Annotated in this window: 19 protein-coding genes; 17 read left to right on the top strand and 2 right to left on the bottom strand. The window is 58.0% G+C overall.

All coding sequences use genetic code 11. The features are described 5' to 3' along the window. Nucleotides 1-21: 21 nt before the first annotated feature. The 15 genes from VFQ24_07690 to VFQ24_07760 all read left to right on the top strand — a co-directional run bounded on the left by VFQ24_07690 (nt 22) and on the right by VFQ24_07760 (nt 16500). Nucleotides 22-1734 (top strand): hypothetical protein, encoded by a 1713-nt coding sequence (locus VFQ24_07690; GenBank protein HET9178225.1) that lies wholly within the window; start codon nt 22-24, stop codon nt 1732-1734. Further along, on the top strand, nt 1734-3332 hold the full coding sequence (locus tag VFQ24_07695) for a hypothetical protein (protein ID HET9178226.1): 1599 nt from the start codon (nt 1734-1736) through the stop codon (nt 3330-3332). Before VFQ24_07690 ends, VFQ24_07695 begins: the two co-directional genes overlap by 1 nt. Further along, nucleotides 3329-4159: a class I SAM-dependent methyltransferase gene (locus tag VFQ24_07700; GenBank protein HET9178227.1), complete on the top strand. Its 831-nt coding sequence runs from the start codon at nt 3329-3331 to the stop codon at nt 4157-4159. Before VFQ24_07695 ends, VFQ24_07700 begins: the two co-directional genes overlap by 4 nt. A 27-nt stretch (nt 4160-4186) precedes the next feature. After that, nucleotides 4187-5755, top strand: a complete 1569-nt coding sequence (locus VFQ24_07705) for a hypothetical protein (protein ID HET9178228.1) — start codon at nt 4187-4189, stop codon at nt 5753-5755. A gap of 376 nt (nt 5756-6131) precedes the next feature. Then, complete coding sequence (locus VFQ24_07710) at nt 6132-6308, top strand: Flp family type IVb pilin (protein HET9178229.1); 177 nt, start codon at nt 6132-6134, stop codon at nt 6306-6308. Between the two features lie 283 nt (nt 6309-6591). Then, entirely contained in the window at nt 6592-7155 is a 564-nt protein-coding gene (locus VFQ24_07715; GenBank protein HET9178230.1) for an A24 family peptidase, read from the top strand. Between the two features lie 18 nt (nt 7156-7173). Continuing rightward, a complete protein-coding gene (gene cpaB / locus VFQ24_07720; protein HET9178231.1) occupies nt 7174-8028 on the top strand; it encodes a Flp pilus assembly protein CpaB in 855 nt (284 codons plus the stop codon). A gap of 31 nt (nt 8029-8059) precedes the next feature. Next, a complete protein-coding gene (locus VFQ24_07725) occupies nt 8060-9484 on the top strand; it encodes a type II and III secretion system protein family protein (protein ID HET9178232.1) in 1425 nt (474 codons plus the stop codon). Between the two features lie 42 nt (nt 9485-9526). Next, complete coding sequence (locus VFQ24_07730) at nt 9527-10717, top strand: hypothetical protein (protein ID HET9178233.1); 1191 nt, start codon at nt 9527-9529, stop codon at nt 10715-10717. Nucleotides 10718-10724: 7 nt separating this feature from the next. Then, complete coding sequence (locus VFQ24_07735) at nt 10725-12023, top strand: CpaF family protein (protein HET9178234.1); 1299 nt, start codon at nt 10725-10727, stop codon at nt 12021-12023. Nucleotides 12024-12033: 10 nt separating this feature from the next. Next, the gene (locus VFQ24_07740) at nt 12034-13005 is read left to right on the top strand and encodes a type II secretion system F family protein (protein ID HET9178235.1); all 972 of its coding nucleotides are present in this window, start codon (nt 12034-12036) and stop codon (nt 13003-13005) included. Nucleotides 13006-13023: 18 nt separating this feature from the next. After that, nucleotides 13024-13938 (top strand): type II secretion system F family protein, encoded by a 915-nt coding sequence (locus VFQ24_07745; protein ID HET9178236.1) that lies wholly within the window; start codon nt 13024-13026, stop codon nt 13936-13938. 218 nt (nt 13939-14156) lie between these two features. After that, nucleotides 14157-14615: a DUF192 domain-containing protein gene (locus tag VFQ24_07750; protein ID HET9178237.1), complete on the top strand. Its 459-nt coding sequence runs from the start codon at nt 14157-14159 to the stop codon at nt 14613-14615. Between the two features lie 88 nt (nt 14616-14703). After that, nucleotides 14704-15138, top strand: coding sequence for a hypothetical protein (locus VFQ24_07755; GenBank protein HET9178238.1), 435 nt, complete (start codon nt 14704-14706; stop codon nt 15136-15138). A gap of 117 nt (nt 15139-15255) precedes the next feature. Then, a complete protein-coding gene (locus tag VFQ24_07760) occupies nt 15256-16500 on the top strand; it encodes an ATP-binding protein (protein ID HET9178239.1) in 1245 nt (414 codons plus the stop codon). A gap of 10 nt (nt 16501-16510) precedes the next feature. Here the strand turns inward: VFQ24_07760 and hemL are convergent, their stop codons facing one another. Both hemL and VFQ24_07770 read right to left on the bottom strand, forming a co-directional pair. Then, a complete protein-coding gene (gene hemL, locus VFQ24_07765) occupies nt 16511-17803 on the bottom strand; it encodes a glutamate-1-semialdehyde 2,1-aminomutase (GenBank protein ID HET9178240.1) in 1293 nt (430 codons plus the stop codon). 46 nt (nt 17804-17849) lie between these two features. Continuing rightward, complete coding sequence (locus VFQ24_07770; GenBank protein HET9178241.1) at nt 17850-19043, bottom strand: NAD(P)/FAD-dependent oxidoreductase; 1194 nt, start codon at nt 19041-19043, stop codon at nt 17850-17852. 113 nt (nt 19044-19156) lie between these two features. Between VFQ24_07770 and VFQ24_07775 the strand changes: the two genes are divergently transcribed. Then, nucleotides 19157-19666: an adenylyltransferase/cytidyltransferase family protein gene (locus tag VFQ24_07775; protein HET9178242.1), complete on the top strand. Its 510-nt coding sequence runs from the start codon at nt 19157-19159 to the stop codon at nt 19664-19666. Nucleotides 19667-19681: 15 nt separating this feature from the next. Next, nucleotides 19682-23248 (top strand): transcription-repair coupling factor, encoded by a 3567-nt coding sequence (gene mfd, locus VFQ24_07780; protein ID HET9178243.1) that lies wholly within the window; start codon nt 19682-19684, stop codon nt 23246-23248. The last annotated feature ends 48 nt before the right edge of the window (nt 23249-23296 follow it).

A 23296-nucleotide genomic window follows, 5' to 3' on the forward strand; every position in this document is an offset into this window, starting at 1 on the left:
ATGTCGCCTTGCACAATGAGCATGGTTAATCGAGACGATACGCTTGATCAATTAAATTCGACCGTCGGTCACAATGCCGCGGCGGCAGGCGGCGTGGGGACCGATCGCTCAGCCCGGTGGAATTCCACAGCCGGCTACGTGCTCAGAAGGGTCTTCTCCTTTCACGCCTTCCTGGCGGCATTATTGCTTGCCGGGGCCTATGTCGGGACGTTCACCAACGTCCACCAGGCAGTATCTTCTGCATCCCAGCCTCTGCGCTGGGTCGAGAGCGATACACTTTGGCACATAACAGTGGGCAACCTGATCCTGAAAACGCACACATGGCCCACCCACGACATCTATTCATTTACCGCGCACGGAAGTCCCTGGATTGCTTATGAGTGGCTGGGAGAGGTCATTATGTCTCTCTCCTGGCGGGCCGGCAACCTGCACGGGCTGGCCGTGCTGGTGATGGCGCTCATCAGCGCGATTATCCTGGGCCTCTTCTATCTGGCATACCTCGGCAGCCGAAACACTAAATCCGCGTTTGCAGCCTGTGCCGTGCTGCTGCCACTCTCGGCTATCTCATGGACCTTGCGGCCGCAACTGCTGGGATACTTGTTCCTCATCATTACACTGATTGTCCTGAAGCGTTTTCGCCAGGGATATGCGAAGAGCATCTGGATCCTGCCCTTCATTTTTCTGCTCTGGACCAACACCCATGGGACGTTTGTGCTGGGATTTGGCGTCCTGGGCATCTACTGGCTGAGCGGCCTGAAAGAAATACACGTCGGCGATCTTTACAGCCAGCGATGGACGCCACGCGAACGGCGGCAGGTTGAACTCATCGCTCTCCTCAGCCTGGTCGCCTCCATCATCACGCCCTATGGGACCCGGTTGGCCGCCTACCCGCTGGAAATGGCCGGATCACAGCCGATGATCATTCAGATTGTCCAGGAATGGCAGCCCCTGGCCTTGTCGGAATCCTACGGGAAACTGTTTCTTGTGCTGGTGCTGGCATTTTGGATTCTGGTTATTGTTCGGCGATTTCGCATCCGCCTGGAAGACATGGCGCTGCTGCTGATTGCCACGGCAGAGACCGTCATGCACGCGCGTTTCATGGTCCTTTTCGTACCTGTTTTTGCGCCGCTGCTTGCTGAGTTGATCACGCCGTGGTTTCCGCCTTATGCAGAAGCAAAAGATCACCCTGTTTTGAATTTCGCCCTGGTCGGGATCATCATCGCCGGAATTGCGGTTTTCTTCCCTTCGAATAACAGGCTGAAGCAGGAACTTGCCATCGAGATGCCAGCAGGCGCGGTCCAGTACCTTGCTGCCCACCCCGAGCTGGGGCCGACGTTCAATTACTTCTTCTGGGGCGGATACCTGATTCAGAACCACAAGGCCGATGGCAGAGTCTTTATTGACGGACGGCTGGACATCTATGAGTATTCCGGCGTGCTTGCCGACTATATGTCCATCATGTCGCTTAAGCCCGATGTGGAACCGCTGCTGAGCAAATATCACGTAAGGTCCTGTCTGGTTCCTCCGGAAAACCCGCTCGCACTTCTTCTGACTTCGAGTTCGGGCTGGAAACAGGTCTACCGGGATGGAATCAGCACGATTTTTGTACGGGACAGCGCGGAAGCCAATTCCGCAAATGCCACTGGTACGGCCACGGCGAACGGCAAGGTTGCTGTGCGCAAAGTGCTGAGTTCGGCGCCTGAAGCCTTCAACGCTTCGGCTGGAGCTTTCTGATGGCAACTGAGACCATGATTCCGATTAGCGAACAGGTGGTGAAGAGACCGGCGGTCCAGCGAGCCCTGCGCAGATGCTTTTCGTTCCCCGTGCTGCTGGGAGCCCTGCTGGTTGCTCTCAACGCGGTCATCATGTTTCCAACGTTCCGGCTGGAACCGGACACGTGGTGGCACTTAAAACTGGGCCAGCAAATCCTGCTGACAGGCCATTGGCTCAAGGCAGACATCTACTCGTTTACGGCCTACGGAAATCCTCCGCTAGCTTTTGAGTGGCTGGGCGAGATTGTGCTGGCTTTCGCATACAAAATCGGCGTGCTCAGAGGCTTACATATCCTGCTTTTTGCGCTGACCAGCGCCATCCTGGTCCTTACTTACTATTTCGCCACCCTGCGAAGCCGCAATTCCAAGGCGGCCGTTGCCGCCACGGCCATTCTGATCCCCTTGGCCGGAATGTGCTTTACGCTTCGCCCCCAATTGCTGGGATACATCTTTCTGCTCATCACGCTGATCTGCCTGGAACGCTACAAGCAGGGCTTGCAGAAGTCACTTTGGATATTGCCTCCGCTTTTCCTTGTCTGGGTTAACACCCATGGCTCGTTCATTCTCGGCTTCTGCGTTGTTGGACTCTACTGGATCTGCGGACTGGTTCCCTTCCAGGCTGGCGGCCTCACGATGGAGCCCTGGAAGCCGCGGCAGCGAATTCATCTGGAGATCGTGATGCTGCTGGGTTGTGTCACACTTCCCTTCACTCCATTTGGAGGACAGGCATTCATTTTTCCCATCGACAAGGCACTGTTCTTTCCTCAGCAGTCGGCGCACATTCAGGAGTGGCTGCCGCTGAATTTCAGCCAGTGGGAGCCGAAAGTAATGCTGGTGCTCCTGCTGGCCTTTCTGCTGGCCCAGGTTGCGTACCGGCCCACATACCGCGTTGAAGAATTCTTCCTCGTCCTGTTCACGGCTTATATGACCTGTGTTCACACGCGCTTTGTGATTTTGTTCGCGCTCGTTTTCGCGCCCCTGGCGGCCTCACTGCTGGCGCGCTGGGCGCCCACCTATGAGGCGGAAAATGACAAGCCCGTAGTCAATGCGGTGCTCATCGTTTTAATCATTCTGGCCATTGGTCGCGGACTCCCGACCAGAAAAGAATTGGCCAAACGGGCCGCCAGCAACTTCCCCGTTGCGGCAGTCGATTACCTGCGGAAGAATTCTGTGCCGGGTCCCATGTACAACGACTATGGATTTGGGGGTTATCTGCTCTGGGCTTTGGGACCGCAGCACAAGGTCTTCATCGATGGCCGCGGCGATTTTTACGAGCAGGCAGGCGTGTTTTCCGATTACATCAGCGTCCAGGACATCCACCCTGACGCCCTTGCCATCCTGCGTAGCTACCGTGTCAACTCGTGTATCATTCAGCGTGAAAGCGCGCTGGCCACGCTGCTGCGCGCCCGGTCTGACTGGAAAGAAATCTACAAAGATCCACTCAGCTCGATTTTCGTCAGGGACCGTTTGCTCCCGTCGGAAGGCACAAAAGACCCGTCAGAAATCGGGCCTGGAACGAACAGTAGCGCCGCCAGCGCAAAGGCCGGAGCGCGCTCATGACGCCTGACATGGTGACGCACGAACGCGAAGCCGCCTTTCATGACGCCTGGGCAGGTATCACCCGGCCTGACAGTGTCCTGGTGCGCGAGTCCTTCGAAGGGCCAACCGCAGTCGAAAACCAATTCATCCTGGAGTTGATGGGGCCGCTGGCCGGCAAGCAGTTACTCGACATCGGTTCAGGCCTGGGCGAATCGTCTGTGTATTTCGCACTGCAGGGCGCTGACGTTACTGCACTCGACCTTTCACCAGGAATGATCGAGACAACTCTCAACCTGGGCAAGCGGTTCGGTGTGGGGGTGAAGGGCGTTGTCGCTGTGGCTGAAGAACTGAACGTTCCCAGCCAGAGCTACGATATTGTTTACATCGCAAACGCCATTCACCACGTGCAGGACCGGACCAGAATGTACGAAGAAATCCGCCGCGTTCTCAAGCCTGGAGGGCGCTTCTTCTCCTACGACCCGCTCGCCTACAATCCGGCAATCAACATTTATCGCAAGATGGCGACGGAAGTACGCACGCCAGACGAACGGCCCCTGACCCGCGCCGACGTAAAGCTCGCGAGTAAATACTTTTCCAATTTCGGCCATCGCGAGTTCTGGATTGCATCGCTGGCATTATTTGCAAAGTACTACCTGAAGGACCACGTACACCCAAACCGGGACCGCTACTGGAAGCGCATCAACCACGAAACAGAAAACAACCTCCGGTGGTGGTTGCCGCTCCGCACCGCAGATGCTGTGCTCACGCGAATTCCAGGCGTCCGCTGGCTGGCGTGGAACGTGGTGATGTGGGGTGAAAAGAAGACTGATTCCCCGCCCCGGACGTAAGGACCGCTTCACCATCTGGTGTTTTCTATGGCAACCACCGAACTGGCGACCCGGCTGGCCGTGAAGAAATCATCCTATGCAGCGATTGCCTGCGTTCTTACGGCCTTTCTCCTGACCGGCTTTTTTGCTGTTCGAAATCTCACATCCTGGCACACCCGGATCACTTACCCTGGCGAGGAGAGCTATGAAGGCTGCGCCCTTGCTGAAATGGCCAGGCTCGGACAGGGAGTCCCCATCTACGCCCCGCCAACGGACCAGGGGTTCGCAGGCGCTACTTACGGGCCCTTATATTACCTCGTTGGCTCTCGCCTGATCGATCCGGCAAACCCATCGTATACCCCTCTCCGACTCCTATCTTTAATTGCAATTCTCGGTTGCGCGGCAGGGTGCGGCCTCCTGGCATTCTGGGTTACTCGAAATCGGCTGGCTGCTCTCCTGAGCCCCTTGGTTTTCCTTTCTTATGGGGTTGTAACTTTTCATGGGGTTTCGGCGTTGTCTGACAGCGTTGCTCTGCTCCTCTTTTTTTCGGGATTCCTGGTTGCATACAGGTTCCGGAACAGCACCGCCCTGATTCTGGCAGCGCCTCTGATGTGCCTGGGGTTTTACTACAAGCCGCAGTACATTGCCGGACCGTTAGCCGTAATGGTCTTTCTCGTCATCGAGAAGCGGTATGTCCGGCTGGCGCAATTCTTCGGCGCCCTGGCGCTGTTTGGTTTCGGCCTGCTTGGGATCTTCCAATGGGTGGCTTTCCCCGGGCAGCAGTTCTGGCGGCATTTCTTCCTTTACCAGGCGACGCTTTTTTCCTGGTACCAGTTCAAGATAGGTCTCTTGGTTTTTGTGCTGATGTTTGGGGTGGCGGTGTTGCTTGCCTTTGAGTTCCTTCGCAGGTATCCGGACAGAATGCTCCTGTGTTACTTCGGCTGCGCTGTGATACTCGGGATTGTGACAATCGGTAAAGCAACAGCTTTTATCCAGTACTTTTTCGAATCCATCCTGATGATCAGCGTGCTGGTTCCCGCGCTTGTTTTGAAGCGGGCTGAAAAAGGCGGATACCCGGTGGACATCATGTTTCTTCTGGCAATTGCCCTCTTCGCCGGTCAGTGGTATACGCCACCGGCTCCGGCGCCGGGGGCGGTTGGTCAGTTCGAGGCTGTGCAAGCGTACTTCCGACGGAATTTTCCAGCCCACGCGCGCGCCATCGGCCTTCGGGGAGGCGACTTGGTACAGGCGGGATTCGACACTCCATTCTCCGATCTCCTGCAAACCGAGCTTCTGGCCCGGAGGAGAGTCGTGCCCGATGAGCATCTCCTGAAGCAAATCCGAGCTGGCTGGTTTTCACTCATCGTGCTTGATTTCGACCTTCAAAAGGAAACCGACCCCGTTTGGCTGAATTACTATCTCACACAAGACGCGCGCGACGCGATTGCCGGTGAATACCGGGTGATCGATACCCTACAAGTGCCCCAGCCGACGAAGCTGTTTCCGCAGGATCGGCTTTACATCTATGTCCCTAAATCCAATAAGATGACCGAAAACCACGCCAGTGGATATTCTGCACAAATACTTGTTCACCAAACGTCCCCCACGGTAAAGTAGACGGGCAATCTGACCGATGACACTTTCGTGGGCAGTCCCCGGCCTTTGCCGGCCCGATTTGGCTGCGGCAAACTGGGGCTGCGGCACCCCGTCCGAACCCAGCAGAGTCTACAGGCCGTGGCTGAAAGCGTCACCAGAAGTCAAACCGCGTAGGTATCTAGCGTCAACAAATGGTAACGCCTCGTAACCGCACCAGAGGGCCGCATCAGGATGTTTACCGGTTTACTGCTGCAGCTCATTGATTTTGCTGAACTTAAATTTTGTTAATAACTCTTGTTCGGGCGCCACGGTTTGGTACGCGGAGTGCTCTAAAGCAGGACAGGGTGCGATAAATAAGGTGTCCCACCTAAACTTCAACTCACGGGAGGATTTACTGATGACGGAGCTACTCAAGAGGCTTTGGCAGGAAGAAGAAGGCCAGGACCTCACGGAATACGCGTTGCTTCTGGTCCTGATTGCCCTGGCTGCTATCACTGTCATGGGAACACTCGGCAGTGCTATCAACAATGTGTTCTCAACAGCCGCCAGCAACCTTGCTGCTGCAAGCAGCTAGTCGTAAGGAAGACAGTCACCAGCTGAGGAGCGCGGATAGCTTCCTCGGCTGGTGAGTGCTCCTTGGATGCGCAACGGCAACCGCTTGGAAGTTCAACTTATCCGGAGTGTCCCAGGGAGGAAGCAATTCCCAGGAACGACCCCGGAGGGGGGCGGCTCAAGATCAGCTTCTGGGCTTCGAAGGTGCCCTGGGCAGTGCTTTTAGTGTGCCCGGCTTGTTCACTAAGTCCTCAATATCTGGTCAACTATTTCCCCTCTCCTCGAAATTGCACAGGGTTTAGAGAATGCCAGCCACGCACAGCTTAGTATGGAGCCATGTTGTCATTTGGGCCGTAGCATTGCTTGTGGCCCTGTGGGCGGGATGGCTGGACTTGCGTTTTCGTCGCATTCCCAATTGGCTCACAGTTTCGGGGTTTGTAATCGGCCTGGCGACCAATGGAGTTCTCCTGGGCTGGATCGGAATCAAGGCTGGGCTGGAAGGCGCGGGCATCGCCGCAGCCGTCCTGATCGTTCCGGTGGCCCTTCGGGGGATTGGGGCTGGAGATCTGAAATTGATGATCGCGCTGGGAGCGTGCCTTGGACCGTGGAAATTCCTGAACGTGCTGCTGGCGAGCATTTTTATCGCCGGCTTTATGGCAGTGGTGGAAATTGTGCGGAAACGTCGGGTCAAACAAACACTTGGCAACCTGGTAGTTCTGATTCAGGCGTTCGCGACGTTCGGCCTGGGTGCGCGGGAATCGATCGTAACTCTGGATGATCCCGGTACGCTGCGCCTGCCGTTCGGCGTGGCAATAGCTTTAGCAATGGTTCTTGTTGTCTTTACAAACTCGAGTTTGGTGACCTTTTGAAGTACCGAGGAAGGAAACATGAATAGGAATCGAGCTTTAATCGCTTTGGTCGTGGCGATCGCGATTGCTGTGATCGCAAGCCGTTTTGTTTACCGGCAAATCCAGCAGGCGTCTGCGGTCAAGCCGTTGCCGGTGTCCCACATCGTGGTGGCATCACGCCCACTGGCCCTGGGCACCCCATTGACAGCGCAGGACGTGGAATCGATCGCCTGGCCGGAAAGCACTCCGCTGCAGGGGTCCTTTGTGCGGGTCCAGGACTGTATTGGCCGGTCACTGATTACTCCAATTTCGAAGAATGAACCAATCCTGGAGTCCAAGCTCGCTCCTAAAGAAGCCGGGGTCGGACTGCCAGCCGCCATTCCCATTGGAATGAGAGCTGTTTCGGTAAGAGTGGACGACGTGGTGGGAGTTTCCGGATTTGCCATGCCAGGGACGATGGTTGATGTTCTGGCAACAGGCACGCCCCAGGGCGGAGATGACAGCCTGACGCGTACCATCATCCAGGACGTGCGTGTACTGGCTGCCGGACAGACCGTGGAGCAGGACACACAGGGGAAACCCCACACCGTAGGCGTGGTTACTTTGCTCCTCACGCCGAAGCAGGCCGACCAGCTCACCATGGCGAGCACCGACAACAGAATCCACCTCGCCTTGCGCAACACGATCGACACGAAGATCGACGAAAAATCTGAACCTGTTTTCAAGTCGGCGCTCCTGCTGGGCGGCGCGGAACCACGCCACGTGGGCGGCGGCGGCGGCAAGCCGCGTCCGCGGCGCGAGGCAGCGCCTTCGAAGCCAGCCGCCCCCGCTCCTTATGTCGTTGAAGTTATCAGAGGCAACAAGAAGACAGACCAAGCGTTTTCGGGTCAATAAAGGTAATCCAAGCTAAATTCAGGCGGAATCGATGACAAGAAAAAATAGCAGAAACGAACGACGTTCCCTTCCCGCATTTGCGACCCTGATCGTTCTAACGGCGGTGCTCGCAGCGCCAGGTTTCAGTTCTCCATGGGCAGGGGCATCCCGGATTGATACGCGCACCAGCGTCCAGCAGGCCGAGGGCGAAGGTGCGCCATCGGGAGGCCCGGAAGCGCTCCATTTAATCGTGGACCGCTCGCTGGTGGTCACTTCCCCGTCCCCGATTACGCGGGTTTCCCTTGCCAATCCGGACATCTGCGACGCCGTTGTCGTCAGCCCTACCGAGATACTCCTGAATGGCAAGCGAGCGGGTGCAACCTCGCTGGTCATCTGGGGCCGGTCCGGCCAGATGCAGACATTTGACGTTTATGTTGACCTCGACGTGCTTGACCTGACAGGCGACATCCGCAACACCTTCCCGAATGAGCCGGTGAAGGTCACCGTCAGCAAGGACATCGTGACCCTTTCAGGCCATGTTTCGTCTGCCGATGTGGCCGACAAAATCCTGGAACTGGCACAGTCAATGGTGCCAAGGAAGCAGAACGTGGTCAGCCTGCTGGAAGTGCCGGCGCCTCCCACCGGAGAGGTCCTCCTGAAGGTCCGATTTGCGGAAGTGGACCGGTCAGCCCTCAGGCAACTGGGTGTGAACATCATGAGCCTTCCAGGAGCAAAAAACATCGGAACCATCACCACCGGCCAGTATTCGCCTCCCGGACTGTCGCAGTTGAGTCCGGCGGCGGGAGGCTTTACCCTGGGCAGCCTCTTGAACGTCTTCATCTTCCGCCCGGACATCAACCTGGCGACCACGATCCAGGCGCTCCAGACAAAGAACCTCCTGCAGATCCTGGCCGAACCCAATGTGCTGACCGAGTCCGGCAAAGAGGCTACCTTTCTCTCTGGCGGCGAGTTTCCGTTCCCGGTGGTTCAGTCAACCGGAGCTGGCGGCGGAGTTCCTGCCATCACCATCCAGTTCCGGCAGTTTGGCATCAGACTTGACTTTACTCCTACGATACTTCCGGACGACGCGATCCATCTGAAAGTCGAACCGGAAGTCAGTTCTCTCGATTTTTCAAATGCCCTGACAATTACGGGCTTTACTGTTCCCGCTCTTGCGGTTCGTCGGGTACAATCTGAGATGGAACTGCGGGATGGACAGAGCTTTGTAATCGCTGGATTGATGGACAATCGGGTCACCAGGACACTCCAGAAGATTCCGGGTTTGGGCGACATTCCCCTGCTGGGGAAGATATTCCAGAGTGAGAGCCTGAACAAGAATAAGACGGAATTGCTGGTGCTGGTAACGCCCCAGATCGTTCATCCGCTGCCTCCCGGCCAGGTCCCCGGCGGGCCGCAGTTCCCGATGCAGTTCCTGCCGCCGGCGACCAGCGGACAGGGTCAGAGCTCTGGCCAGTAGGATTGCTGCAAATTTGTGTGAGTCTGGAAAGAGGACGAATTAATGTTGACCGCGGCTGTTGTCGCTACAGACGCTAAAAGCACTTCTTACCTGCGTGCCTGCATCGAGCAGACGGGTCTCGCCGAGTCGGTGGTGGAATGGGCTCCGTCCGCCGAGCAGCATCCCGGGCCTGGGGAAAGCATTCCGGACGTTGTGTTGCTGGATCTTGGTGGAGGGACGGAAGTCTCTCTTGAATTTGGCGCGCATATCCGGCGGCTCAAACCGTCGGTTGTCGTCATCGCCTGCTCTCCCCTGAAGCAGCCTGACCCCGAGCTCTTAATGCAGGCTATGCGAAGTGGCGTGCGCGAGTTTCTGCCCCAGCCCGTTGACACCATCTCTCTGGAATCCGCCCTGAAGCGCATCCGCGAGGACCAGGCCCCGGGTGAAAAGTCTCTTGAAAGAAAGCTCATCATCGTCATGGGCGCAAAGGGAGGGGTGGGTTCCACCACGGTGGCAGTCAATCTCGGTGCGCAACTCGCCCGGGTCTCCCGCAAACGCGTTATCCTGATGGATCTCGCCCGCCCCATGGGACACGTATCGCTCCTTCTCGATCTTCGGTCGCGATTTTCTGTTCGGGATGCGACCCAGAACCTTGACCGGCTGGACAGCCATTTCTTCAACGCTCTGCTGACGGTCCACGAAAAGAGCGGCCTGGAGGTCCTGGCCGGCGCATCAGACCCGGACGAGTGGGAAGAGATCCAGACCTCGGCCCTGCTGCGGGTCGTTAACGTCGCTCAAAGCTGCTGCAGCCACCTGGTCATGGACATGGGTTCCAATTACTCCATGCACTCCCGGTCGCTGGTCCGCATGGCGCGCATGGTCATGCTGGTGGCTGAGGCTGACGTGCCGGCCCTTTGGACGCTGGAGAAACATCTGGCGAAATTATCCTCATGGGGGATTGACCCCGACCAGTGCCGGGTGATTATCAACCGCTACCATCGCTCCGACGAGGACGCCATCAAAGCCTTTGAAAAGCGGACCAAGCTGCCCGTTTTCGCCCGATTGCCAAACGACTTCAGGCAAGTCAGCGAATCCATCAACCTGGGCACTCCGCTTTCCCGAAATCACAATAATCCGCTGGTATCCAACTTTCAGCAGCTTGCCACGCGTTTGGCCGGCACTATTGCCGCTTCGGAACCGCCCAAGAAGCCAGCAGCGATTTTTGGTCTGTTTTCCAACACTCAAAAGAGGTAACTGAATCATGCCCACACCGAACCCAATGCGGAACGACCTGAGCAGCATCAAGGTGGCAATCCACCACAAGCTGATTCAGCGGCTGGACCTTGAGCGTATTAACCAGCTTGACCGGAGCACGGTCAAGGCTGAGGTTGCGGAGATGGTGGAAACCCTTGCGGCCGAAGAAAACGCCCCCATGACGTTGACCGAGAGAGAACGGCTCTCTCAGGAAGTGCTCGACGAAGTCTTCGGTCTGGGACCGCTCGAACCTCTCATGAAGGACCACACGATTTCCGACATCCTGGTGAATACTTTTAAGAACGTCTACATAGAACGGAACGGCCTGCTAGAACGCACGGCGGCCAGTTTTCGAAATGACGCCCACCTGATGTCGATCATCGACCGGATCGTTTCCGCAGTGGGCCGCAGAATCGATGAGTCGTCGCCCATGGTGGACGCCAGACTGGCCGACGGCTCCCGTGTAAACGCTATCATTCCGCCTCTGTCCATCGACGGCCCCTGCCTCTCGATTCGCCGTTTTGGACGCGATCCTCTGACGGCAACCGAACTGGTGGAAAACGACTCACTAACGGCCAAGATGGTTGAGTTGCTTCGAGGTTGCGTCTACTCGCGACTGAACTGCCTGGTCTCCGGCGGTACAGGCGCCGGTAAGACGACCCTGCTCAATGTGCTGTCATCCTTCATTTCCAACCGTGAGCGGATTGTCACCGTCGAAGACGCCGCGGAATTACAACTCCACCAGGACCACGTGGTACGGCTGGAAACGCGACCGCCCAACGTGGAAGGCCGGGGAGCTGTGCGCCAACGAGAGTTGGTGATCAACTGTCTCCGTATGCGCCCGGACCGCATTATCGTGGGCGAGGTTCGTGGCGAAGAAGCTCTGGACATGCTTCAGGCCATGAACACGGGCCACGACGGCTCCCTGACCACCATCCACGCCAACTCTCCGCGTGATGCGCTTTCCCGCCTGGAAACGATGGTGGCAATGGCCAACCTCAACATACCCGATACGGCCATCCGCCGGCAGATTGCTTCCGCGATTGACGTTGTTGTCCAGGTTAGCCGCCTCAGTGACGGTAAACGGCGCGTCACCAACCTGGCGGAGGTGACCGGAATGGAAGGCGAGGTGGTCACCATGCAGGATATTTTTATCTACAAGAAGATGGGCATCGGTGAAAATGGCGAAGTGCTGGGACAGTTCGTCCCAACCGGCATTCGTCCCAAGTTTGCCGAGCGCCTGGTGACTTCAGGGATTCACCTGCCGGCGGAAATGTTCGAGCATACGCCGGTGGCAGTCCGCTAAGGAGATTCAGATGGCGCTGGCATTAGCCGGACTAACATTTCTGATTATCATCCTGGTCGTGGGGGGCGTTCTCGTTTTGTCGGCCGCAGGCACTGCCCCGGACAAGGTAGTGGCAAAGCGCCTCGACGCCATCGAGCGCAGCGCCAAGCGCGGCAGCGAGTCCCTCGAGCTGAAAGTCGTCCGCGATGAACTTCTCAGCGACGTCCCTGCGCTTCACCGGATGCTGCTGAAATGGAAATGGGCCGACCGACTGCGGAACTTTATCGGCCAGGCTGGCATGAAGGTGAAACCCGGCAGGCTTATACTTCTAAGCGCAATCCTGGCCGTAGCCGCGTTTTTGATCGGTACCAGGATGATGGACAATTCCCTGATCGGCCTCCTGTTCGTTCCCGTTGGAGGACTCATCCCCATCGGCTTTGTGGCCTTCAAACGCAGAGGGCGCCTGAAGGCGTTTGAAAAGATTTTCCCTGAAGCCATCGATCTTCTAGGGCGTGCTGTGCGCGCAGGCCACTCCTTTTCCACCGGCCTCGAAATGATAACAACGGAATTGCCCGAGCCGGTGGCCGGAGAATTCCGCACGACATTTGAAGAACAGAATTTCGGACTCCCTTTGCGCGATGCGCTGTTGAACCTTTCAGAGCGGATTCCGCTGATCGACGTCCGTTTCTTCGTAACCGCGGTCCTCATTCAAAAGGAGACTGGCGGCAACCTGGCCGAAATCCTCGACAATCTTGCCCACGTGGTCCGCGAACGGTTCAGGATTCTGGGCGAAGTGAAGATTAAGACGGCGCAGGGCCGCCTGACGGCAGCGATCCTTATTTCACTGCCGCCCATCATGGGACTCGTCCTGCGTTTTCTCAACCCGAGCTATATGAAGCCCCTGTTCACTGATCCCATCGGTCCCTGGATCATAGCGCTGGCAGTATTTCTCCAGGTCGTGGGATCTTTGATGCTGTGGAAGATCGTTAATATCGATGTCTAGTCGCCTGAGGTAAGAAGCATGGTTTGGGTAGCCGTAGGTTTGACGTTTGTTGCGATTCTCGTGGTTGCGGGCGCGCTGGTTTACGCGTTCGCGCCGGGCGAATTTCCCATTGCCGACCGGTTGTCACGGCTTTGGCAACCTCTGGCAGCACAGAGAAAAGTCTCCTTCCGCGAAAAGCAGACGCAGAAGGCCGCCCAGGTTCTAAGCGATGTCGGGAAGCTGCTTCCCTCCTCCAAGGACCTTTCTGCCACCAAGCTGATGCTCGTGCGCGCCGGATACCGGCGCCCGGAAGCTCTCATGGCCCTGAGGGGAGCCAAAGTTCTTCTGCCCATCATCTTCGCGATCATTGTCTACGTGTCGGGCCTGGCAGAGTCAAACAATGGCATGTTCGTATGGATCCTGGCCCTGGTGGCCGGTTTTCTTCTGCCCGATATGTGGCTGTCACGTCGCGTCAGAAAACGCCAGACCATCCTTCGCAAAGCCCTGCCCGACGCCCTGGACCTGCTGGTGGTCTGCATCGAGGCGGGACTCGGGCTGGACCAGGCGTTTATGCGTGTTTCTCAGGAGTTGAGAATAACCCATCCCGAACTCTGCGGCGAGCTTGACCTGGTCAATGCTCAAATCCGCGTCGGGCGGACACGAATTGAATCGATGCGCGAACTGGCGTCCCGGACAGGCGTGGACGACATCAAGGCGCTGGTGGCTATGCTCATCCAGACAGACCGTTTTGGCACCAGCGTTTCGCAATCGCTGCGTGTCCACGCCGACGACATGCGACTGAAACGGCGGCAAAGAGCTGAAGAGGCAGCGGCCAAGACTCCGGTCAAAATGGTCCCACCTCTCGTGTTCTTCATCTTCCCCGCTCTGTTTGTGGTTATTCTCGGTCCGGCCATCATTACCATATTCCGGCAGTTCATCGGAATTCATCAGTAAGGAGAGGTTGACCATCAAGTGAAGCAAGTTCGTGCAAGGCAAGTCGGTTTACTCAAAATTCGATAAAGTGCGGAGGAAACACCATGGACGTTACAACCATTCGAATCATTGCCGGAATCGGAGCCGTTATCGTGCTGTACGTCATCATCTGGCGTCGAAAACGGCAGGCGTCTCGCGACTAGGCGCATCGCCGTTAGACTAAGTTTGGAGCAATGGACGTGGGCAACAATAACCGGAAACGGGTGTACGTTTACAACAAGACTCGCGAAACCTTTGTGGCCACGAACGCTTCGGTGGCGGACAGCTACATGGGCCGTCTCGTGGGTCTGTTGGGAAGGACCAGCCGCTGGGCACGGCCTGGACAGGGACTGTGGATCGTCCCTTCCTACGGCGTGCACACCATCGGCATGTTGTTCTCGATCGACATCGTTTTCCTCGACCGAAGCAACCACGTGGTCCACATCGAGGAACATGTGCGCCCGTTTAGAATTTCAAAGGTTATTCTGAAGGCTGACAGCGTGCTCGAGTTGCCGCCCCACACGATTTTCAGAACTCGAACCCATGTTGGAGACCTTCTTGAAATCGGGCCCCTGCCTTCGTCTGCGAAATCACGCTCCGTATCCGCGCCCCAAACCTCGGAAGGCATCCCGAAGAACGGCACCACGGTCAGGGCATAAACACGCATCCCGTGCGATGTCCCTCGTCTGTGGCCCGAGTACGGAGACAACAATCCGGTGATCTGGTGGGCATGTACCTGCCTTCGCAGTGGCAAAATGCCCGGGCGAAAAGCGGCAGGCCCGCGAACCCGATGCCCCGGATGAGATGGCCCTTCTGATTGCTATGGCTGAAATCGTCAAAATTGCAGCTCCGGTAAAAGGTGGCAGATCACCGCGTAGCCGCCTGGTGACTACCGCCATGATTATCGTCCTTCTCGTCTTGCTGGCAGCGATGGCGCCTCTTCTCGCCAAGTACCGAGGCATGCCACAAGTCTGGGTGGAAGAGCTGGAGGCCATGAGCCAAAGCCAGCCGGCCCCTCCGGCCCCCGATGTCAAGCAGACCGTCTGGGTAAATCGGCGCTCAGGGCTCTACTACTGCCGCGAAAGCAAGTTCTATGGGAAGATGAGCCCCGGATCCAGCATGCTGCAGGAGACGGCTTTGCTAAAGGGATTCCGCCCTGCGCAAGGGCAGTCCTGCCGCTAGCCCCCGGGGGTAGCATCATCCTGCTGAATGCACCGGCGCACCAAGTCCCTGTTTCGGCTCAGAATTATTCGCTGGACTCGGGCGCTGTCAGTGAGGAACGATGGAGAAATAGAACTGATGATCAGCGCTGAACTTGAAACCCCGAAGAAGTTCCAGGACCTTGGCATACGCCGCGCCTTGCTGGAAGATCTGGCGCTAAAAATCCTCTATTACGAAGGCGAGCTGACTCTCCTTGAGCTCGCGAAAAAGATGTGCCTGAACTTCGGCATTATCGAGCTGCTTTTTGAGCGTCTACGCAAGGAACAGCTTTGCGAAGTGAAGGGCATGACAGGGGTCGTTCACCGCATTGCCATTACTTCCGGCGGGCGAAGCCGGGCGCTCGAACTGCTGACGCTGAATCATTACTACGGCCCAACGCCCGTATCGCTTGAGGATTATGTCGCGCGAATCCGCGCGCAGAGCATCAGGGAGGCCGATGTTCGCCCTGCGCAGGTGGAGAAGGCCTTTGGACATCTGGTGCTTCCTGAAGAAACCCTGAACCAGATGGGGACCGCCGTCGTATCCGGTCGCTGCATCATTCTCTACGGCCCCGCTGGGACCGGCAAGACCGCCATGGCTGAAGCCATTCCCAAGATTTACGGCGACCGCATCTGGATTCCCTACGCGGTTGAAGTTGATGGGCAGATCATCACCGTGTATGACCCGCATCTGCACGGACGCTTTGAAGAAGAGGAAGACGCACTGGGCGATTTTGACAGGAGGTGGGTCCTCTGCCGGCGCCCCCGAGTGGTGGTGGGCGGCGAGTTGACCCTGGAGATGCTGGATCTCCAGATGAATCCCCTCACCAAGTTTTACACTGCCCCGTTGCAAATGAAGGCTAATAACGGCGTTCTGGTTGTGGACGACTTCGGCCGCCAGAGAATGCGCCCTGAGGACATGCTCAACCGCTGGATTGTGCCGCTTGACCGGAGAATCGATTTCCTCAACCTGGCTGGGGGAAAACAGATCGAGATTCCCTTCGACCTGTTTGTGGCCTTTGCAACCAACCTCGACCCGAGGTCACTGGCTGATGAAGCATTCCTTCGCCGCATCCAGACAAAAATCAAAGTAGATTATGTTCCGCCCGGCCAGTTTCACGAAATCTTTCGCCGCGTGTGCCAGGAATTCAACCTGGTCTATGACGCGACTGTGGTGGACGGCGTCTTGAGCCTGCTGGCGGCCCTGCAACAACCTTTGCGTGCCTGCTATCCGCGCGACATCGCCCAGCATATCTCCTGGGCCGCCCGCTACCACGGAATCCAGCCCAAGCTGGACGGTCCGTCAGTTCGCCAGGCTTGCCGGAACTATTTCCTGGAATCGTAGCACCGCCCGGCTACCTTCCCGCCCGAATCGCGCGAAACGCCTCGGCAGCCGAGCGGACCGTAAAGTCAATATCGTCTTCTGTGTGCGCCGTCGAGACGAAAAGTGATTCAAACTGGGATGGCGGAAAATAAACCCCCCGTTCGAGCAACTCCCGGAAGAATCCTGCAAACATCGCAGAGTCAGATTTTTTCGCGGATGAGTAGTCCGTGACAGGCCCGGGATTGAAAAACGTGGTCATCATGGAGCCCATCCTGTTGACAGTGATGGGAATCCTGGTCTGGCCGGCCTGCTCCTCGAGACCGGTCGCAAGCTTCTTGCCAAGCATCTCGAGGCGATCATAAGTTCCGGGCCGCCGCAGCAATTCCAATGTCTTGGTCCCCGCAGCCACGGCCAGTGGGTTTCCAGAAAGAGTCCCAGCCTGGTAAACCGGTCCGCTGGGTGCGACCAGGTCCATCAGGGATGCTTTCCCTCCGTACGCGCCAACCGGCAGCCCTCCGCCAATCACCTTGCCGAGCGTCGTTAGGTCCGCCGAGATTCCATAAAGCTGCTGTGCCCCGCCGTAAGCGACGCGAAAGCCGGTGATGACCTCATCAAAGATCAGCACTGTTCCATGTTCCTCAGTCAGCGAGCGCAGCCGCATCAGGAATTCCGGCTTTGGCGGCACCACGCCCATGTTGCCGACTACTGGCTCGACCAACACCGCGGCCAGTTGGTTCTGGTGCCAATCGAAGGCGCTTTCAAGAGCTTCAAAATCATTGAATGGGATGGTGATCGTCAACTCGGCGAGCACCCCGGGAACGCCCGGGCTGTCCGGCAGCCCCAGAGTAGCCACGCCGGATCCGGCCCTCACCAGCAGGCTGTCGGAATGCCCGTGATAGCACCCGTCAAACTTCAGGATTTTGTCGCGCCTGGTCGCTGCCCGTGCCAGCCGCACGGCGGAAAGAATGGCTTCCGTGCCGGAATTGACCAGGCGAACACGTTCGATTGAGGGAAACGCCCTGGTAATCTCCTCCGCCAGGGTGACTTCGCCCTCGGTTGAAGCCCCAAAGCTGGTCCCTGTTCCCAGGACGGCTGAAAGCTCCTTTGTCACTTCGGGATGGCAGTGACCCAGAATCAGCGGCCCCCAGGAAAGCACAAAGTCCACATACTCGTTGCCGTCAACGTCCTTCACATGAGAACCCCGGCCGCTTGCCATAAACACCGGGGTTCCGCCGACCGCCCGGAACGCCCGCACCGGCGAGTTCACACCGCCGGGCATCACTTGGATCGCTTTAACAAACAACTCTTCAGATTTTTTGCGCACGCCACCATCCTGATAAGACTTTGTTGGATTGCAAACAAGCTGTGTCTTAAGCCTGCTCTGCAGACTGGATCCCCATCCGTTTCCAGACGGAGTGTGCTGCCGTCTCCACCAGATACGTTGGCAGGTTTCGGAAGAGGCGGCCGGGAAGTCCACGATACGCCTGGCTGCCTTCCACCATGTCCTGGAAAAGGTTCAAAAACGTTTTGCTCCGGCCACAAAGCTGGACCATGCGAGTGGTCAGGCCGGCCCCCAAAAACTCGCCGTGATAAAACCTGGGACATATTCGGGCGCCCAGCATGAGCTTGCTGCCAAATTCATCCCAGACTTTTCGCGCGTAAGAGAAACCCTTCAGGATGGCCTCCGCCAGTAATTCGCCTGATCTTAGCGCAAAGTAGAGGCCTTCGCCCGTGACAGGGTCTGTCAATCCTGCTGCGTCTCCAGCCAGCGCCCACCCGTCTCCCTCCAGGCGCAGGCCAGCCCAGCTTTCAACTTCCAGCGAGGGCAGCAAATGGCTAAAGACCGGGGCCGAGTCGGTCGAGTATCCGTGTCGTTCCATGAATCCGAAAAGGTTTCGCTGCAGGTCGGACATGTGGGCCTCTCCCACCTTGCCGCATATCCCGACGGAAAGGTGGTTCAAGCGCGGGAATGACCACGCATAGCCCTCAAAATTCGCGAAGAATTCCACCCGAAGCAAGTCCTCATGACCTGGGACAAAATACCCAAACGTCAGCATGAAGTCTTTTGCCTTGAGGGCCCCGGCCAATTGGTTCCTCAAACTGCTCCGCGCTCCCGCCGCAACAATCAAATAGTCAGCCTCATAGGAGGCAGCGCGACCTCCCAAACGCCACTTGTCGCCAGATTTTTCAGCGCTGATCACGCGGTCGTTGACCACCTCCGCGCCGGCGCGCTGGCTGCGTTCGAGAAGAAGTTGGTTCAGTTCTCGCCTGGAATAAATGGCGAGGGGCTCACGAAGATTGATCGACGCGGTCGCGCCTCCGGGCGCGTGGACCTCCATCTTCCACACCGGGTTCGCCAGCTCCGTTGCCTCACGAAGAAAAGGATACCGTTTCAGCGCCTTGTGGCTTAAGCCGCCTCCACAGGGCTTCTCCCAACCGAGTTTCTCTTCGAAGACGATGACGCGTACATCGCCGCCGCCGGGTTGCGTCGCGGCGTCCTGCAACAGCCTTGTGGAGGTCATCGAGCCGGCGGGTCCGCCACCGACGATGGCAATTGTCCTCAACCTTTGCGCCCCATTCTTTCTAATTGTCAGAATATCATGGCACTTGGCACAGTGTAAGTTCTCAAATCTTCGGAGGTCAAGTGATTAGCCGCCGCGCATGTTAGAATAAGCCTGTGAACCTTGGGAATCCGGCAATTCGTCCGGCGCTGGCCAAAGTGCTTCAGTTGGAAGACGCTTACCAGCTTGTTGAGCGGCTCAAGGCCCGCGGCGACCGTGTGGTTTTCACCAATGGATGCTTTGACCTGTTGCATCCTGGCCATACGCGCTATCTGGCCGAGGCTCGGAAGCTTGGGGACGTCCTGATCGTTGCCATCAACAGTGACCGGAGCGTCCGCTCCTTGAAGGGGGAGGGACGGCCCATCTTCCCGCAGGAAGAGCGCGCTGAAATCCTCGCGGCGCTCGAAGCTGTGGGCTACGTAACTACGTTTGATGGTCCCACGCCTCGGGACGTCATCGCGCGCATGCTGCCGCAGGTGCTGGTGAAGGGCGCCGGGTGGGGTCCAAATGAGATTGTGGGACGCGCTGAAGTCGAGGCAGCCGGAGGGCGTGTCGTTTCCATGCCGGCCGTTCCCGGCTTCTCGACCACGCGCATCGTCAGCGCCGTGCAAAAGATTTTTGGCTAGCAACCCTCAGCTTTGATGGCCGCCATTCAATCCTTACTCCATACGATTCTCGAGCATCCCGGCTTCCGGGCGGCGCAGGCAAGCGCACAGGTGGAGGCCGCACGGCCCGGAGGCGGAGTTTCGATTTCGGGACTGACCCGCCCGGCCAAAGGAATCGCGGCCGCCCTCCTGGCTCACCAACTGGCCCGACCCGCCGTCATTCTCACCGCCGACAACGATGCTGCCGAGGCACTGGCTCGGACGGCTTCCACAGTGCTCGATTGGCTGGAACCCGGCGCGGGCGAGGCGGCCGTTTCCCTTCCCGCCTTCGACTGTTCCCCCTATGAGGCGCGCTCGCCGCACCCGGACATTCTTGAACGCCGAGCCGCGGCTCTTTGGCGAGTCGCCCGCGGCGAGGTCCGCGTTATCGCGGCGCCGCTATCCGCCGCTATGATGCGATACCGCCCTAACGCTTTTCACCGCTCACTCGCTCTCCGGCTGAAAACCTCCGACGAGCTTGCTCCGGAAGACCTTGCTGAACACCTGTTGACAGTCGGTTACGAACCGTCAGAACCTGTATCCACGGTAGGCCAGTTCTCGGTGCGTGGCGGCATCGTTGACCTCTTCCCGCCGGAGGCGGAATGGCCCGTCAGGATCGAGTTTTTTGGCGATTCGATCGAGTCCATGCGGCAGTTTGATCCGGCAAGCCAGCGGTCAAGGAAAAGCGTCGCTGAAATTCTGGCCCTTCCCCTCACCGAAGCTGCCCCGCCTTCAAATTTCTTCGCCCGGCTGGTTGATGTATTGGCAAAGCGAAACCCGGATGGCCGCGAGGCGCGCCTCGCACCGGGTTGGTCCGATACCTTCTCGGGGCCTTTCCCCGGCTGGGAATTCTACGTGCCGCTTGTCGAGCCGCATTCCGGGACGCTGTTTTCACTCCTTGGGCATCCGCTCGTTATTTGGGACGAGCGCGCCGAGCGCCAGGCGCAGTCTGCGGAATTTCTGGAAAACCTGCAAAGTGGTTTCGATGCTGTCCGGGACGTTTCTCCTCAGCCGCCGCGGCCAGATGAAATCTTCCTGACGAGCGAGGAATTTCAGTCGTCGCTTGAAGGCCTTCAATCCGTTTACCTTAGCGAGCTCGAGATTGAAGGGTCCGGTGAGCCGTCGGTATCTCCTGCCGTCCCTGCGGAAACGAGCCGGCGATTCTTTCTAAACACCCAGCCACTGCCCAAATTTCAGGGCTCGCTCAAAATGATGGCCGAACAGCTTCGCAGCCAGATCGACAGCGGTGAAAGCATGCTTCTGGCCGTCCCAACCTCGGCAAAGGCCGACCGCCTCCGCGAGATTTTTTCTGATTATGAAATCCCTTATGAAAATGTGGGCTGGCCGAGCGCGCGCCGGAAATCCGGTCAGAAAGAGATCGCCCCTGCCAATCCCGCCTCATCGGGCCGCGCTTTGCTGATCGCCAGAGGCGAAATCGAGGCTGGAGTTGCTTTCCCCGATCTTCACCTTCTGCTGCTTTCTGAGCGCGACGTTCTGGGCGACTTTGCCTGGGGCGCAGCGCGCCGTCGGGAGGGTGCGGCTTCAAGTTTTCTCTCGGACCTCAGTGATCTGAAGGTGGGCGATTACGTTGTCCATGTAGACCACGGCATCGGCGTTTACCAGGGGCTCAAGCAGCTTCCCGTCGGCGGCGCAAGCCGCGACTTTATGCTGCTCACTTATCAGGATGATGCGCGGCTGTACGTCCCGCTGGAGCGGCTCGATCTCGTGGAAAAGTACCGCTCCAGCGGCGACGGGGTCAAGCCCAGCCTGGACCGCCTCGGCGGGACCTCCTGGCAGCGTACCAAGAAACGGGTGCAGCGCGCCCTGCGCGATATGGCGGAAGAGCTCCTCAGGCTTTACGCCGAGAGAAAGATGCGTGGCGGCACAGCCGTCGCGCCGGACAACAACTGGCAGAAGGAATTTGAAGACTCCTTCCCGTTTGAAGAGACGCCCGACCAGTTGACTGCCATCGCCGACATCAAGCGTGACCTGGAATCTCCCGAGCCCATGGACCGCCTCCTCTGCGGCGACGTGGGCTACGGCAAGACCGAGCTTGCTATGCGCGCGGCGTTCAAGGTGGTCCAGGAAAGCCGCCAGGTTGCGGTGCTTGCGCCCACGACTGTTCTGGCCTTCCAGCACTACACCACCTTTTGCAAGCGCATGGCGCACTTTCCCGTGCGCGTTGAAATGCTCAGCCGCTTCCGTTCTGCGGCGGAGATCAAGAAAACGGTTACGGATATTGAAGCCGGCAAGGTTGACATCGTGATCGGTACCCACCGCATGTTGTCAAAGGATGTGCAATTCCAGGATCTGGGACTGATGGTCGTGGACGAAGAACAGCGGTTCGGCGTGGCCGCCAAGGAGCGATTGAAAAAGCTGAAGGCCAACGTCGATGTGCTCACCATGTCCGCCACGCCCATTCCACGCACGCTGCACATGGCGCTCGGCGGTCTGCGCGACCTCTCGGTGATTGAGAGCCCGCCGCGGGGGCGCCTGGCCATTCAGACCACCGTAGCCACATTCCACGACGGCCTCATCCAGTCTGCCATCCAGCATGAAATGGAACGTGGCGGCCAGGTCTATTTTGTTCACAATCGCGTGGATTCCATTTTCACCATCGCCGCCCTGCTGCAGCGGCTGGCGCCGGCGGCGCGCATCGGAGTTGCGCACGGGCAGATGGGCGAGCGCGATCTGGAACGCGTGATGCTGAAGTTCATGGAAGGCAAATACGACATGCTGGTGGCAACGTCGCTGGTGGAAAACGGGCTGGACATTCCGCGGGCCAATACCATGATTGTGAACCACGCCGAGCGCTTCGGATTGTCGGACCTCTACCAGCTTCGCGGGCGGGTCGGCCGCTCCGACCGCAGGGCATATGCTTATTTCCTGGTTCCCGCCGTTGACACGTTGACGCCCATCGCTAAACGGCGGCTGGCGGCCTTAAAGGAATTCTCCGATCTAGGCGCGGGCTTTCGCCTGGCGGCGCTGGATCTGGAACTGCGGGGCGCCGGAAACGTTCTGGGCCAGCAGCAGCATGGACACCTGAACGCCATCGGCATTGATCTTTACCTGCGCATGCTGGACGAGGCGGTCCACGAACTCAAGGGCGAACCGTCCCGGCCCGAAGTGCGCACAACACTCAACCTGGGCATGAATATCAAAATTCCGGAAAGCTACATCGCCGACGAGCGGCAGCGCCTGCGCATGTATAAGCGAATCTCATCGCTTGCGACGCAGGAAGCGCTGCTGGATATGGAAGCCGAACTCACCGACCGCTACGGCCCCGTTCCGCTGCCGGTGAAGCAATTGCTGAGTTATGCGGTGGTAAAGTCGCGCGCGGAACAGTTGATGATCCAGACCGTTGAACGAAAAGGCAGCGAAGTCCGGATGCGCTTCCACGAGCAAACGCCTGTCAGTCCACAAAGGCTGATGGAAATCATTAAGGGGCGCCGGGGATTTGTTTTTCAGCCTGACGGCGTCCTCCGGATGCACGTTGAGGACGGCAGCGGAGACCTTTTGAAAGATGTTGAAAACATCTTGCTGGAACTGCAGCCACAGCGTTAACATAATTTGTCATGCTCGATTCCGGCATTGACAGGCGTGCCCGCATGC

The organism is Terriglobia bacterium (genome assembly GCA_035712365.1).
GTDB lineage: Bacteria > Acidobacteriota > Terriglobia > UBA7540 > UBA7540 > SCRD01.